The organism is Nocardia sp. NRRL S-836, assembly GCF_001279525.1.
GTDB lineage: Bacteria > Actinomycetota > Actinomycetes > Mycobacteriales > Pseudonocardiaceae > Lentzea.
Genome location: NZ_LGDY01000096.1, coordinates 51,687 through 65,866, shown reverse-complemented (window position 1 = coordinate 65,866; position 14,180 = coordinate 51,687). Strand labels below are relative to the sequence as shown.

General features: G+C 69.8%; 11 protein-coding genes. 6 read left to right on the top strand and 5 right to left on the bottom strand.

Annotated features, from left to right (window positions below):
• Window positions 1–66: 66 nt before the first annotated feature.
• Window positions 67–1,503: a HAMP domain-containing sensor histidine kinase gene (locus tag ADL03_RS18475; protein ID WP_197288437.1), complete on the bottom strand. Its 1,437-nt coding sequence runs from the start codon at window positions 1,501–1,503 to the stop codon at window positions 67–69.
• The gene (locus ADL03_RS18470; RefSeq protein ID WP_053734723.1) at window positions 1,500–2,165 is read right to left on the bottom strand and encodes a response regulator transcription factor; all 666 of its coding nucleotides are present in this window, start codon (window positions 2,163–2,165) and stop codon (window positions 1,500–1,502) included. The genes ADL03_RS18475 and ADL03_RS18470 overlap by 4 nt, the downstream gene beginning before the upstream one ends.
• Window positions 2,166–2,318: 153 nt before the next feature.
• Between ADL03_RS18470 and ADL03_RS18465 the strand changes: the two genes are divergently transcribed.
• Both ADL03_RS18465 and ADL03_RS18460 read left to right on the top strand, forming a co-directional pair.
• The gene (locus tag ADL03_RS18465) at window positions 2,319–3,563 is read left to right on the top strand and encodes a glycosyltransferase (RefSeq protein WP_053734722.1); all 1,245 of its coding nucleotides are present in this window, start codon (window positions 2,319–2,321) and stop codon (window positions 3,561–3,563) included.
• Complete coding sequence (locus tag ADL03_RS18460) at window positions 3,560–5,617, top strand: glycosyltransferase family 39 protein (protein WP_053734721.1); 2,058 nt, start codon at window positions 3,560–3,562, stop codon at window positions 5,615–5,617. The genes ADL03_RS18465 and ADL03_RS18460 overlap by 4 nt, the downstream gene beginning before the upstream one ends.
• On the opposite strand, the gene ADL03_RS47155 is transcribed toward ADL03_RS18460, so the two are convergent.
• The gene (locus ADL03_RS47155; RefSeq protein WP_157528908.1) at window positions 5,572–5,718 is read right to left on the bottom strand and encodes a hypothetical protein; all 147 of its coding nucleotides are present in this window, start codon (window positions 5,716–5,718) and stop codon (window positions 5,572–5,574) included. The genes ADL03_RS18460 and ADL03_RS47155 overlap by 46 nt on opposite strands.
• Window positions 5,719–5,949: 231 nt before the next feature.
• Here ADL03_RS47155 and ADL03_RS18455 point away from each other — a divergent pair, with 231 nt between their 5' ends.
• The 4 genes from ADL03_RS18455 to ADL03_RS18440 all read left to right on the top strand — a co-directional run bounded on the left by ADL03_RS18455 (window position 5,950) and on the right by ADL03_RS18440 (window position 11,642).
• Window positions 5,950–7,203: a DUF2252 domain-containing protein gene (locus tag ADL03_RS18455; RefSeq protein ID WP_082373256.1), complete on the top strand. Its 1,254-nt coding sequence runs from the start codon at window positions 5,950–5,952 to the stop codon at window positions 7,201–7,203.
• 47 nt (window positions 7,204–7,250) lie between these two features.
• Window positions 7,251–8,117: a Scr1 family TA system antitoxin-like transcriptional regulator gene (locus ADL03_RS18450; RefSeq protein WP_053734720.1), complete on the top strand. Its 867-nt coding sequence runs from the start codon at window positions 7,251–7,253 to the stop codon at window positions 8,115–8,117.
• A 779-nt stretch (window positions 8,118–8,896) separates the two neighbouring features.
• Entirely contained in the window at window positions 8,897–9,919 is a 1,023-nt protein-coding gene (locus tag ADL03_RS18445; RefSeq protein WP_053734719.1) for an amidohydrolase family protein, read from the top strand.
• A gap of 76 nt (window positions 9,920–9,995) precedes the next feature.
• Window positions 9,996–11,642 (top strand): SWIM zinc finger domain-containing protein, encoded by a 1,647-nt coding sequence (locus ADL03_RS18440; protein ID WP_157528906.1) that lies wholly within the window; start codon window positions 9,996–9,998, stop codon window positions 11,640–11,642.
• Window positions 11,643–11,679: 37 nt separating this feature from the next.
• On the opposite strand, the gene ADL03_RS18435 is transcribed toward ADL03_RS18440, so the two are convergent.
• Complete coding sequence (locus ADL03_RS18435) at window positions 11,680–12,471, bottom strand: hypothetical protein (RefSeq protein ID WP_053734717.1); 792 nt, start codon at window positions 12,469–12,471, stop codon at window positions 11,680–11,682.
• Window positions 12,472–12,692: 221 nt separating this feature from the next.
• Window positions 12,693–13,919: an IS256 family transposase gene (locus ADL03_RS18430; RefSeq protein ID WP_197288445.1), complete on the bottom strand. Its 1,227-nt coding sequence runs from the start codon at window positions 13,917–13,919 to the stop codon at window positions 12,693–12,695.
• Between the last annotated feature and the right edge of the window lie 261 nt (window positions 13,920–14,180).

Sequence of the window (14,180 nt, the reverse complement as noted above, 5' to 3'; positions counted from 1 at the left end):
TCTGCTACGCGCTGGGGCTGCCGTTGCTGGTGTTCGGCATCGGGGCGCCCGCGCCGGTGGACTCGGTCAGAACGCTGACATGGGTGGCGTGCGGAGCGATCCTGGTGCTGGTGTGCTTCGTGATGCTGACTTCTGGGCCCGTGCAACCGCAACGGGTCGGTGCGGCGGCAGCTCGACGCGCACCGAGGCGCCACGTCCGTTAGGCACGAAGCGGACCGATCCGCCGTGCACGGCAACGATGTCCGCCACGATCGCCAAGCCCAGGCCGGAGCCGGGCAGCCCGCGCGCGTCGGGAGCGCGCCAGAACCGTTCGAACGCCGCGGAACGGTGCTCGCGTGCCACCCCGGGGCCCTCGTCGGTGACGGTGAGCCAGCCGGGTCCGGAGCGGACGGTGATCGTGGAGCCGGCCGGGCCGAACTTCACCGCGTTGTCCAGCAGGTTCAGCACGCTGCGTTCGAGCGCGGCCGCGTCGCCGAGCACCGACCAGTCCGCCCGGTCAACGTCGAAGACGTGGTCGTGGGCCCGGCTGCGGGCCCTGCGGACCGCGCGGTCGACCACCGCGCCGACGGCCACCGGGTCACGGGCGAGCTCGCGGTCGTCGCGGGCGAGCACGACCAGCTCGTTGACCAGGTCGCTGAACTCGCGGCTTTGGGATTGGAGCCGGTCCAGGACCTCGCCACGGCCGGGCAGCTCGCGGCCCGTCTGCTCGGCGCGGACCAGCAGGTCGATGTTGGTGCGCAGGCTGGTCAACGGTGTGCGCAGCTCGTGCGCGGCGTCGTTGACCAGGTCGCGCTGCCTGCGGCGGGACTCGGCGAGCGCGGCGGTCATCGCGGTGAACGCCCGGCCCAGCCGGCCGACCTCGTCCTGGCCGGAGACGGTGACCGGGGTGGTCAGGTCCTCGGTGCGGGCGATGTGTTCGGCCGTTTCCGTAAGGCGTTCCATCGGTGCGAGCGCGCGCCTCGTGAGCCATAGACCACCCGCCGCCACGAGCAACGCGCCCAGCGCGGAGACGCTCACGAGCACACCGGCGAGCGTGGTGAGCGTGCCGTCGATCTCGGCGAGGCTGCGGCTGAGCACCAGCACGGCGCCGTTGTCCAGCGGCTGGAGCAGCACCCGTGCCGAGGCGCCGGAGCGGGTCACGCCGTCGCGGAACGTGGCGGTCCGCGTCCGGAGGTCGGCGGTGGTGGTGACGACCGGGTCGACGCCGGGCGGCGCGCACGTGCTGCCGTCCGGCCGGAGCTCCTGGATGCCTTGCAGCACCTGCTGCAGCCCCTCGCCCGGGACACCCTGGTCGCAGCGCAGCTTGAACACCCGCAGCTCACCGGGCGCCTGCGGGAGGCGGATCGGCGGCGGCAGGCTCGCCAGCAGCGACTTGTCGAGCTGGGAACGCAGGTTGTGCTCGGTGACCAGCCACGTGACGACGCTGATGCCGGCGATCGCGACGGCGACGACGCACGCGGTGATGACCGCGAGCTTGCTCCGCAGCAGCACGGGGCCCCTCACGGCGACTCGCGCAGGATGAAACCCATGCCGCGCACGGTGTGCAGCAGCCGGGAACGGCCACCGGCCTCGGTCTTGCGGCGCAGGTAGCCGATGTACACGTCGAGGTTGTTGGTGCCCTGGTCGTGGCCCCACACCGCGTGCTTGAGGTGCTGCTTGGACAGCAACCGGCCGGGATCGGCGAGGAACACGGCGAGCAGGTCGAACTCGGTCGGCGTCAGGTCGAGCCGGACACCGCCGCGGCAGACGGCGCGTTCGGCCGGGTCCATCCGCAGGTCGGCGAACTGCAGCGCCGACGGTTGCGCGCGGCGGCGGTTCTGCTTGAGCAACGCGCGCACGCGGGCCAGCAGCTCCTCCAGCGCGAACGGTTTGACGAGGTAGTCGTCGGCACCGGCGTCCAGGCCGGTCACCCGGTCGCCCAACGCGTCCCGCGCGGTCAGCATGAGCACCGGCAAGCGCTCTCCGGCCGCGCGCAACCTGCGGCAGGCCTCCGAGCCGTCGACGTTCGGCATCATCAGGTCGAGGATCGCGAGGTCGACGCCGGTGAGCCGGCCCAACGCCTCCGCACCGTCCGCGGCTGTGGTGACCTCGTAGCCCTCGAACTCCAGGCTGCGCCGCAGGCTGTCCCGCACGTCCGGGTCGTCGTCCACCACCAGCAGTCGCATGGCAGCGACGGTAAGGCCGGAGTCTGTGAGCCCGCTGTGTGAGCACGCGGGCTCTCACGAATCTCTCAGCAGAAGCCAAGGACGTTCTCACGACCGCGCCGCGAACCTGGGACTCGGAACGAACCGGTGTGTCCACAGTGGAACGGAGAGCAGATGGCGGTCAGCGGGGCGCCAGCCGCGGTGCGGCGCCGTGACGACAGGACCACGACGGCCGTGGACATCATGATCCCCGTCTTCAACGAGGAACGCGCGCTGCCGGGGTGCGTCGAGGTGCTGCACGGGTTCCTGCGCGAGCAGTTCCCGTTCGACTGGTCGATCGTGGTCGTCGACAACGCGAGCACCGACGCGACCCTGGCCACCGCGCACGACCTGGCCGGGCGGTACGACCGGGTGCGCGTGCACCACCTCGACCGCAAGGGCCGCGGGCTCGCGCTGAAGGAGGCGTGGGGCGCCAGCGAGGCCGCCGTGGTCGTGTACATGGACGTCGACCTGTCCACCGGCCTGGACGGGCTCCTGCCGCTGGTCGCGCCGCTGGTCAACGGCCACTCCGACCTCGCGATCGGCTCCCGGCACGCACCGGGCGCGCGGACCGTGCGCGGACCGCGGCGCGAACTGGTGTCACGCGGCTACAACGCGCTGATCCGGCTCACGCACGGCGCGCGGTTCAGCGACGCGCAGTGCGGCTTCAAGGCGGCGCGGCTGGAGGTGGTCCGCCCGCTGCTCGAACGGGCGGGCGACGACGCGTGGTTCTTCGACACGGAGCTGCTGCTCCTGGCCGAGCACAACGGTCTGCGCGTGCACGAGGTGCCGGTGGACTGGGTCGAGGACGTGGACAGCCGGGTCGACGTGCTGGCCACCGCGCTGGACGACGTGAAGGGGCTGGTCAGGGTGGCGAAGGCCAAGGCGAACGGCACCGCCCGCGTACCCGGTCTGCCGCAACGGCCCGCGCCGCGGGCGATCCACCCCGACGCCGTGCTCAGCCGCAGCGAAGGCGGGCTGTCGTGGCAGGTGCTGTCGTTCGCGGTGATCGGCGTGGTCTCCACGCTCGCGAACCTGGCCCTGTACGGCGTCTTCCGCACGTGGTGGCCGGTGCTGACGGCGAACCTGCTCGCACTCGTGATCACCACCCTGGTCAACACGGAGGCCAACCGGCGCTTCACCTTCACGGCCCGCAACACCGCCCGCGGCAGGACGCACCTGCAGGGTCTCGTGGTGTTCGGCCTCTACTACGCGTTCACCTCGGCCGCGCTGCTCGTGCTGCACGCGGCCACCCCCGATCCGCCGCGCCTGCTGGAGCTGGCGGTGCTGCTCGGCTCGTCGGCCGTGGGCACGGCGGGACGTTTCTTCCTGTTGCGGAGCTGGGTGTTCCGCAGGGACGACCGAAAGGACTCAGCATGACCGCCACTGCCGAGGTGGCCGCACCTGTTGCCACGCCAGCGGAAACCCGGCCGGCGCGCTGGCCGGCCTGGGCGCTCGCGGCGATCTGCGCGGCCGCCGGTGCGCTGTACGTGTGGCAGATCGGGGCGGGCCAGGTGGGCAACGCCTACTACGCGGCCGCCGCGAAGTCGATGTCGACGTCGTTCACCCACTTCCTGTTCGGCTCGTTCGACCCGGCCGGCGTGGTGACCGTCGACAAGCCGCCGATGGCGTTGTGGCCGCAGGCGGTCGCGGTGTGGCTGTTCGGGTTCCACGGCTGGGCGGTGCTGCTGCCGCAGGTCGCCGAGGGCGTCGCGGCGGTGTTCCTGCTGCACCGCGCGGTCCGGCTGTGGGCCGACGAGAAGGTGGCGCTGCTCGCGGCGTTGATCCTCGCCCTGACGCCGATCACCGTGGCGATCAACCGGGACAACAACCCGGACACGCTGCTGGTGCTGACGCTGGTCGCCGCCGCCTACGCGTTCACGCGGTCGGTGCGGGCCCCGGAGAGCCGGGTGCGCACGAAGTGGTTGCTGTGGTGCGCTTTCTTCATCGGCTGCGGCTTCCTGACGAAGATGCTGCAGGCGTGGATCGTGGTGCCGGGGTTCGCGCTGGCCTATCTGGTGGCGACGAACGCGCCGCTCAAGAGGCGGCTCCTCGACCTGCTGGGCGCCGGTGCGGTGCTGGTCGCGTCGTCGTTCTGGTGGGTGGCGCTGCACGCGTGGTGGCCGGGCTCCAAGCCGTACATCGGCGGGTCGGCCGACGGCGGCGCGTGGGACCTGATCATCGGCTACAACGGTCTCGGCCGGGTGTTCGGCGGTGACGGCAACCGCGGTGGCGGCGAGCGGATGATCGGCCAGCCGCCACCGGGCGTGGAGGTCGTCGGTGCTCCCGGCGGCGGCGCGATGTTCGGTGGCCAGGCCGGGATCACCCGGATGTTCGCGAGCGCGGTCGGCGGGCAGATCTCGTGGCTGCTGCCGTTGTGCCTGCTGGTGCTGCTCGTGGTCGCTGCCGGTGGCGTGTTGCGCTGGCGTGGCAAGGTTCCCGGCGACGCGGCCGAACGCGCGGGCTGGTTCATGTGGGGCAGCTGGCTGCTGGTGACGATGGCGGTGTTCAGCTTCGCGCAGGGCATCTTCCACCCGTACTACACGACGATGCTCGCACCGGCCGTCGCCGCGATCGGTGCCGCCGGGCTGGTGATGTTCTGGCGGGCCAGGAGCTTCGTGCGGTTCCTGCTGCCGGTCGCGGTCGCGATCACCGCGGCGTGGGCGTTCGTGGTGGTCTCGCGGGACACGTCGTGGTTCGGGTGGACGCGGTGGGCGGTGGCCGGGGTCGCGGTGGTGGCGGTCGTGGTGCTGCTGGCGGGGCTGCGCCGGACCGGGCTGGTCGCCGCGGTGGTGGCGGTGCTGCTGGTGCCGGCCGTGTGGTCGACGGCGACGGCCGCGACGGCGAGCGGCAACGGGGTGATGCCCGCCGCGGGGCCGAGCCAGGGCGGTGTGGGCCAACTCTTCCGGTACGGGCAGGTGCCGGGCGGGCAGCTGCCGGGTGGGCAAGTGCCTGGTGGGCAGGTGCCGCCGAACGGCGTGCAGCCGCCGGGCGGAACGCGGCAGGCGCCGAACGGGCGCGGCAACCGCGGTCCGCAGCTGGTCGGTCCCGGGTTTGGTGGCGGGCGTGCGGAACTGTCCGACGAGCAGCGCAAGATCCTCGACTACGCCAAGGAGCACAGCGGTGGCGCCGAGATCACCCTCGCCGTCGCGGGGGCGGCGCAGGCGGCGGCGCCGTTCATCATGGGCTCCGACGAGGTGGTGATCGGCATGGGCGGGTTCTCCGGCTCGGACAACGCGCCGTCGGTCGACCAGCTCCAGGCGTGGGTGAGCGAGGGCAGGCTGAAGTTCGTCCTGGGCAACGCCGGTGGCATGGGCGGACGCGGCGGCACCGACAACGGCCGCCAGGAGTGGATCGGGCAGCACTGCTCCACAGTGGACCCGTCGCTCTACGGCGGCAGCTCCGCGCAGACGTTGCTGGAGTGCAAGGCGTAGACCGGAGAGTTCTCTTCGTCCGGTTCGTCCCGCTCGGCCTCGTCCGCGAGGCCGAGCGCGTGCCGCACCTGTTCCCTGCTGGCGCCGAACATGAAGCACATGCCCGCGACGCTAGGGGCCGCCGCACGGCCGTGGCTTCTCGATTCCTGCCCGATTCGTCCCGGCCCGGGTCAACGCGAGCCGAACGGCCGACGAAATTTGCACCAGCACCGGGCGGGAACGGCACCGGCGTGGTGGGCTTTGCGTCCTTGTCATCAGGAGAGAGGGGTGCCGCCGTGACCGATCGTGGCGACCGCATTGTGAGCGTGCTCGAAGAGGCGTTCACCGACCTGATGACCGCGGACCCGGCCGCGTTCCGGCACAAGTTCCGGAAGATGGCCGCGGAGCCGTTCGCGTTCTACCGGGGCAGCGCCTGCCTGTTCTACGCGGACATGGCGGAACTTCCGGACGAATGGGCCGACGAGCGCACCGGCCGGATCTGGATCCAGGGCGACCTGCACGCCCAGAACTTCGGCACCTACATGGACTCCGAGGGCACGCTCGTGTTCGACGTGAACGACTTCGACGAGGCCTACCTCGGCTCGTTCACCTGGGACCTGCGCCGCTTCGCCGCCAGCATGGCCCTGCTCGGCTGGCGCAAGGCACTGCCCGACAGCGTGATCACCGACCTGATCGGCACCTACGTGGCCGCCTACGTCGCCCAGGTCCGCACGTTCGCCGAGAAGCCTGGCGACGAGCTGTTCAGCCTCGGCCTCGACACGACCGAGGGCGCCCTGCACCGCGTCCTGCAACGCGCCCGCCTCGCCACCCGCATCGACCTGCTGCGCGAGAAGACCACGATCCGCGACTACGAACGCACGTTCCGCCGCGACCGGGAGGGCACCCACGAGCTGACGCCCGAGGTCCGCGCCGCCGTCGAACAGGCCTACACGGCCTACCTGGACACCATCCCGCAGGGCAAACGCGCCAGCAGCCGCACCTACACCGTGAAGGACGTCGTCGGCCGCAGCGGCTTCGGCATCGGCTCGGCCGGCCTGCACGCCTACAACATCCTCGTCGAGGGCCGCACCCAGGCGCTGGAGAACGACGTCGTGCTCTCGATGAAGCAGGCCAACATCGCCGCCCCGAGCCGCATCGTCCCCGACGAACGCATCCGCGAGTACTTCACCGACCACGGCCACCGCACCGCCGTCTCCCAGCGCGCACTGCAGGCCCACGCCGACCCGTGGCTCGGCCACACCCAGATCGACGGCGTCGGCTACGTCGTCTCCGAACTCTCGCCTTACGAGGCCGACCTCGACTGGTCCGACCTCACCGAGCCCGCCGACATGCTCCCCGTCCTCGACTACCTCGGCCGCGCCACCGCCAAGATGCACTGCGTCGCCGACGAGGACTCCGAGCAGACCCTCGTCGCCTTCCAGTGCGAGGAGGCCATCGCCGCGGTCATCGGATCCCGTGAGGCCGAGTTCACCGAGTCGATCGTGTCGTTCGCCCTCGACTACGCCCAGCAGACCCGCGAGGACCACCGGCTGTTCGTGGACGCGTTCCGCGACGGCCGGATCAAGGGAGTCGGCTCGACCGCCTGACCCGTCCGGCGGTACGTTTGCGGCCATTCGACTGACAGGATCTGCCGATGGCCCGTTCCGACGACGCACACCAGGACCTCGCCGAGCTCGGCGCCCTCCTCCGGCAGCACCGGAAGAGGGCCCAGCTCACGGGAACCGAGGCCGCCCGCCGCGCCGGGTTCACGCAGTCGAAGCTCTCCAAGATCGAGAACGGTCTCCTGCTGCCGGGCGCTGACGACGTCCGCCGCCTCGCCACGGGCTTCGCGATGGACCCGGCGTCGACCGGCCACGCCCTCGAACTGGTGCGGCGCCTGCACATCGAGCAGGCGGCCGACCGCATCGTGCTGCGGCGCGGTGTCGTCACGGAGCACACCGCGCTGCTCGCGAAGCTCGGCAGGAACGGCCGCGTCGTGGCGGCCGATCCCGCCGTCGTGCCGGATTGGCTGCGCACACCCGCGTACCTGCTCGCGCTGACCGGGCCGCTGCCCGAACGCACCGCGAAGGCCACCGCGGCACTACGGCGCAAACGGCGGCGGTTGTTGGCCGCGCCCGGTTTCCGGTACGAGGTCTACGTCTTCGAGCAGTCACTGGGCATCCGCGTGGGCTCGCCCGAGATCATGACGGAACAGGTACGAGAGCTGGTCGCAGTCGCGGAAGGACACCCGAACCTGGTCGTGCGCGTCGTTCCGGCCAGGGCCACCGTCTCGCCGGCACCCGTGCACGGCTTCGAGGTGCACGACGACCGGCAGGTGGTGATCACCGTCCTGCCCGGAGTCCTGGTGACCACATCGGACGACGACGTCCAGCCGTTCCGGCAGCTGATCGGGTCCTTGCGCGAGTCCGCGCTGAGCGTCGAAGCGTCGATCGCCTACCTGCGGCGACTCACCGCGGTCTACGACCACCACGCTCGCGTCGTGTCGTTTCGCGCCTGCTGATCCCAGGCAGGCCTGAAACGGCCTGCCTGGGCAATAGCAAAACCTGAATTACTTTCGAATCCGTGCGATCGCGGACTTATACCGTGCGGTACTCGAACGACGCCAACCGGTAAGCCGACTCAGTCTCGTTCAGCCAATAGCGGCTGTCGGTGCTGTCAGCTGGTGTGGTCACGGGCGCGGCCGTTGTGATCACGGGCTCCGGCTCCGGCATCGAACTCATGTGGGCCGACGCGGATCCTGCTGCGGCGACAATGCCGAAGAACAGCAGCGGAACCAGCTTCTCGGAGATGTTGATCTCCAGCTCCTTCGAACGTGTGAGGGGCGATATTCCTAGTGAATGCGGAATGCTTACCCGAAGCCGCCCTTACGGTCAAATCGAATGGGGGTAATCAACATGGAGGACCCCGAACGGGCATTGGATGTAGACCAAACTACCGACAGTGCGACTGGGAGCCCGCGCCAGGGGTCAGGGCCTCCATTGCTTCCGCGGGTGTGCTAAAAGGACTCGCAGGACGCGGAGGTGACGCGGCTTCATCGCCGGCGCAACAGGGTTCGCGGCCGTTTGCGGCACCGGGTCGGGCTGGAACTGGCCAGTGTGGACTTCACGATCGTGCGGGCGCATCACGAGTCGGCGGCCTGGCGATCACCGCTGAGGTCCTCGCCGCGACCGCCCGCCGTCCCGCCCATCGCATTGATAACAAAAATCGGTTTCCACTGATGTTTTCACTGATACGCTGAACTGCGTACCGATGGAAACACCAGGTGGAGGACGTGCTGACATGCCCGACAAGCTGCGCATCATCGGTCTTGAGGAACACGTGGCCCTCCCGGTCCTGCTCGACGCGTGGAGAAGCGCCGGACTGCAGCCGCACCGCTACGGCGACGACCACCCGGTCACGCGACGGCTGCGTGACGTCGGCGATCAACGCCTCGCCGACATGGACGACCAGGGCCTCGACGTCGCGGTGCTGTCCCTGGCCTCGCCGGGCGTGCAGAACCTCGCGGCCGCCGATGCCGTGCGCGTCGCACGTGAGGCCAACGACGAACTCGCCGAGATAGTCCGCGGCAACCCGTTGCGGTTCCAGGCGTTCGCGGCCATCCCGACGTCCTCACCGGAAGCCGCCGCGGCGGAGCTGGAGCGCGCCGTCACCCACCTCGGCTTCCGCGGCGCGATGCTCTACGGCCGCACCGGCGGCAAACTGGCCGACGCGCCGGAGTTCGACGTCCTCTACGCCACCGCCGAACGGCTTCGCGTCCCGCTGCACTTCCACCCGCAGGCCCCCGTGCAGGCGGTCCAGGAGGCGTACTACTCGGGACTGCCCGGCGGAGTGGGTGCGGTGCTGGCGACCGCAGGACTGGGCTGGTACTACGACCTCGGCGTGCAGTACCTGCGGATGATCTTCTCCGGCGTGTTCGACCGTCATCCCGACCTGCAGGTGATCGCCGGGCACTGGGGCGAGGTCGTCCTGTTCTACCTGGACCACATCGGGATCCTGCAGGACATGGCCGGATTGCAGCGGCCGTTGGCCGACTACTTCCGCCAGAACTTCTGGGTGGCCGGCAGCGGCACGGTCAGCGAGCGCTACCTGCGCTGGACGGCCGAGGTCGTCGGAACCGACCGCATGCTCTACTCGACCGACTACCCCTACACCTTCGGCACCCGGCCGGGCGGCTTCCCCTACCTGGACACCAGCGGCGGCGTCGCCAGGTCCTTCCTCGAGAACGCGCCCTTCACCGACGAGGAGAAGGCCGCCATCGGCTCCGGCAACTGGGAGCGGCTGACCGGCCACACCGCTCGGTAGAGGTGCCGCGGCAGCGGGACTGCTCCTCGTCGGGTGCCTGGCAGGATGAGCAGCCGTGGCGGTGAGCAGGAGCACGGTGCGGAAGCTGGCTGACGAGAGGTCGTTCGAGCGAGGCGAGCGGTACTTCGCGGCCGGCCAGGTCCGGCGGGTCACGGTGGACGGGTCGACCGTGACCGCAACGGTGGACGGTACCCGGACCTATCGCGTGCGGCTCGACGTCACGCCGAAGAGCTTGCGCGGGAGCTGCTCCTGCCCGTACGGCGCCGAGGGCATGTTCTGCAAGCACTGCGTCGCTGCTTCGCTGGCGTGGCTGGAACAGGGCGGCGAGGTGGGGGAGTCGCGTGCGAAACCGTTGTCCGACAAGCGGCTGCGGTCGTTCCTGAGCGGTTGTGATCGGGAGTGGCTGGTCGAGCAGTTGATGGCGGCCACGAAAACCGATCGCGTGCTGCGTGCCCGGCTCGCCGCCGCGGCCGGGCAGAGGAACGCGTTCGACGACCGGGACATCAGAGTCCGCCTGGAACGCGCCATCGAGATCCCCGACTACGTCGAATACGGCGAGGCGTACGGCTACTTCCTGCACGTCGGTGACGCTCTGGACGAGGTCGAACGACTGGTCGGCGCAGGGTTCGCCGATGCCGCGATCACCCTCGCCGAGTACGCGCTCGAACTGCTGGAGTCCTCGGCCGAGCGGGTGGACGACTCCGACGGCGGGCTGTCCGAGGCGATCGCCCGCGTGGAGGAGATCCACCTGGCGGCGTGCGAGGCGGGCTCACCGGACCCGGTGGAGCTGGCCGAACGTCTGGTCACGCGGGCGGTGAGCACCGACTACGAGGTGTTCCTCGACGTCCTGCCCGCGTACGAGGAGGTGCTGGGCTCAGCGGGCCTGGCACGGTACCGGGAGCTCGTCGAGCAGGCGTGGCGCGAGCTGCCGCCGAAGAAGCCGAACGACTACAGCGCCCGTCGCTTCGTCATCACCCACCTCATGGAGAAGCTGGCCGAGTCGTCGGGAGGGGCCGATGGGCTGGTCGAGGTGCTGGCTCGGGACGTGACAAGCTCTTACGACGTGCTCCGCATCGCCGAGCGGCTGTGTGCCGACGACCGCGACGACGAGGCGCTGACCTGGCTGGAACGTGGCCTGGCCGACTTCGAACCCGACTTCCGCCTGCGTGATCTGGCCGCCGGGATCCACGCACGCGCGGGCCGGCTCGACCGGGCGGGCGACATGCTCTGGGCCAACTTCACCGACCGGCCGAGTCTGGAGACCTTCCGCGCGCTCCGCGACGTCACCGCCGGCGACTTCCCGCAATGGCGGGAACGCGCACTCGCCTTCCTCGCCGGCCTACCGCCGGTGAAAGGACCCTGGTCACCGGGCCGCTCGACGTTGGTGGAGATCCTGCTGGCCGACGACGAGCACGAGGCCGCCTGGCAGGCCGCGGTCGACGGCGGCTGCTCGGACGGCCTGTGGCTGCGCCTCGCGCGGGTCCGTGCCGCAAACCATCCGGCCGACGCCATTCCCATCCTGCTCCGCGCTGCCGACCAGGCGATCGAGGTTCGCACCCGCGACTCCTACAAGGCGGCCGTCCGCCTGCTGGCCGAGGCGAAGGCGCTGTTCGCCCGCTGCGACCGCGACGACGACTTCCGCACTCACATGACCGCTGTCCGCGACGCGCACCGCACGAAGTGGGCCCTGCGCCAGGAACTCGACTGGGCCCGCTTGTCCTGATCAGCCGGGGGCAGGGCCCCCACCACCTGATCCCGGGCTACGCCGGGTTCTCCGCGACGGCGAGGTAGTCAGTGTAGATCTGCGGCGAGCCCGAGAACGAGGCCAGCCGCTTCCACTCCTCGTACATCTGCTTGGTGTCACGGTGGGTGGCCGCGAACTCCGCGGCCACGCCGGTGGCGATGTCGGGCTCGGGGTAGAACACGTCCAGCGCGTCCACACTCGCGATCTCCATCATCATCACGTACTGGTCGAGTCGGTTGCCCCGCTCGCCCTTGAGCACGTGGAACCGCCAGTCCGGGTAGTCGTCGATCCGGTGGTGGTTCTCGGCGATGAAGCGGTCGAACATCTCCTCGGTCACCCCGGCGCGCAACGCCAGGTTGTGGATCCCGATGACCCTGGCGACGGGCTCCTCCCCCGCACGGTCGCGGTAGCGGGGACCGGGCGTGACCGTGCTTCGCGGGTTGTCGGCCAGCAGCCGGTAGTCGGTGAACAACGTCGGCAGCTCACCGAACGTGCCCAGCCGCCGCCACCGCGCCAGCACAGCCTCCGCCTCGGGGTGCCGCGCCCAGAACTGCCGGGCCAGCTCGGTCTGCTCGCCCCGCGCCGTGACGTAGCGGTCGCGCTGCTCCGCGCTCTCGATCTCGTACAACATCAGGTACTGCCCGGCCCGCTCCCCGCGCAACCCGCGCAGCAGAGTCCACCGCCACCCTGGGTACAAGGGCAGATGAACGCCTTCACCACGCACGAAGGTCTCGAACTCCTCCGGCGTGACACCGGCCTCCGTGTCGATGGCGATGTACTGGAAGGTGAACACCGACGAGCGTCCCATTGCGTCGAATCTACCGCCTGCGCAGTCGCACGTCCTGTCTGCAACTGCCTGTTCGCTGTGCACCCCGAACGGCCCTGGCAGCAGGAAGGGCCGCAACCGAGGCGGTTGCGGCCCTTCCTGAAGCAACGCTCTGCTCGTGGTGAGCAGGTCTGCGTGGTGCCCCCGGCAGGAGTGCCAAAGGGGGACTGTCAAACGAGCGGTGTAACTCGGATTGAAGGAAACTACTTGCGTCCGGCGGCCAGGCGGCCGTCGAAGGCGATCTCGAACGCGTTCAGGGCGGGTTTCCAGCGCATCGTCCAGCGTGCGCGGCCGGTGCCGGTCGGGTCCAGGCTCATGACGGCCATGTAGACGCACTTGAGCGCGGCCTGCTCGTTGGGGAAGTGCCCGCAAGCCTTGACTGCGCGGCGGATGCGGGCGTTGACGCTCTCGATCGCGTTGGTCGAGCAGATCACCCTGCGGATCTCCGGATCGAAGGCCAGGAACGGCACGAACTCTGCCCAGGCGTTGTCCCACAACCGCACAATCGCCGGATAGCGGGCGCCCCAGGCCTCGGTGAACTCGGCGAACCGCTCACGGGCTGCGGCCTCGGTCGGCGCGGTGTAGACCGGCTTGAGGGCCTTGGCGATCGCAGCCCAGTGCTGCCGGCCCGCGTAACGGAAACTGTTGCGCAGCAGATGCACCACGCAGGTCTGAGTGATCGTCTGTGGCCAGACGGTGGTGATCGCGTCGGGTAGGCCGGTCAGCCCGTCGCAGACGACCATGAGCACGTCGGCCACGCCGCGGTTCTTCAGTTCGGTGAGCACGTGCAGCCAATATTTGGCGCCCTCGCCGCCGTCGCCGGCCCCCAATCCGAGGATGTCGCGGCGGCCCTCGCAGGTGACCGCGAGCGCGAGGTATATCGGCCGGTTGGCGACCTGACCGTCCCGGATTTTCACGTGGATCGCGTCGATGAAGACCACCGAGTATACCGCGTCGAGCGGCCGGCTCTGCCACTCGACCATTCCCTCGATCACCTTGTCGGTGATCGTGGAGATCGTCTGCCGCGACACCTCGGCGCCATAGACCTCGGCCAGGTGCGCGGAGATCTCCCCGGTCGTGAGTCCCTTGGCAGCCAGAGAGATCACCATCTCGTCCACACCACCCAGGCGCTTCTGCCGCTTGGCGACGATCTTGGGCTCGAAGCTGGCGTCGCGGTCACGGGGCACATCGATCTCGACCGGGCCAACATCGGTAAGCACGGTCTTGGACCGGGTGCCGTTGCGCGAATTGCCGGTCCCGCGGCCGGCCGGGTCGTGCTTGTCATAGCCGAGGTGGTCGGTGATCTCGCCCTCGAGCGCGGACTCCAGCAGCCGCTTGGTCAGCTGCTGCAGCACCCCACCCTCACCGGTCAGCTTCAACCCGCTGGCCTTGGCGCTGCTCAGCAGCTGCGCGACGAGCTGCTCGTCCATGCCATCCAGACCGGCTGCGGGCTTCGAGTCCTCGGTGTTCTCCACGCCGGACATCATGTCGGTCATCAGGTGCACTTCCATGATCGGGAGTTACACCGCTCTTCTTACAGTCCCCTGCGGATCGCGGTTGTCACGGGGATTCGAAACTGCTGTTCGAGGTTCGAACCACCCGATCGAGGTGGAGGCTCGTGAAGGTCTGTTGCCGCCGATCAAGATCCGCTAGTGCGCGATTCTTGCTAGATCGATGCGAGATTCGTGAGC

Coding starts and splice junctions, on each gene's coding strand:
- ADL03_RS18470 (WP_053734723.1), bottom strand. CDS start 2,165: ATGCGACTGCTGGTGGTGGACGACGACCCGGACGTGCGGGACAGCCTG.
- ADL03_RS18465 (WP_053734722.1), top strand. CDS start 2,319: ATGGCGGTCAGCGGGGCGCCAGCCGCGGTGCGGCGCCGTGACGACAGG.
- ADL03_RS18460 (WP_053734721.1), top strand. CDS start 3,560: ATGACCGCCACTGCCGAGGTGGCCGCACCTGTTGCCACGCCAGCGGAA.
- ADL03_RS47155 (WP_157528908.1), bottom strand. CDS start 5,718: ATGTGCTTCATGTTCGGCGCCAGCAGGGAACAGGTGCGGCACGCGCTC.
- ADL03_RS18455 (WP_082373256.1), top strand. CDS start 5,950: ATGACCGCGGACCCGGCCGCGTTCCGGCACAAGTTCCGGAAGATGGCC.
- ADL03_RS18450 (WP_053734720.1), top strand. CDS start 7,251: ATGGCCCGTTCCGACGACGCACACCAGGACCTCGCCGAGCTCGGCGCC.
- ADL03_RS18445 (WP_053734719.1), top strand. CDS start 8,897: ATGCCCGACAAGCTGCGCATCATCGGTCTTGAGGAACACGTGGCCCTC.
- ADL03_RS18435 (WP_053734717.1), bottom strand. CDS start 12,471: ATGGGACGCTCGTCGGTGTTCACCTTCCAGTACATCGCCATCGACACG.
- ADL03_RS18430 (WP_197288445.1), bottom strand. CDS start 13,919: ATGGACGAGCAGCTCGTCGCGCAGCTGCTGAGCAGCGCCAAGGCCAGC.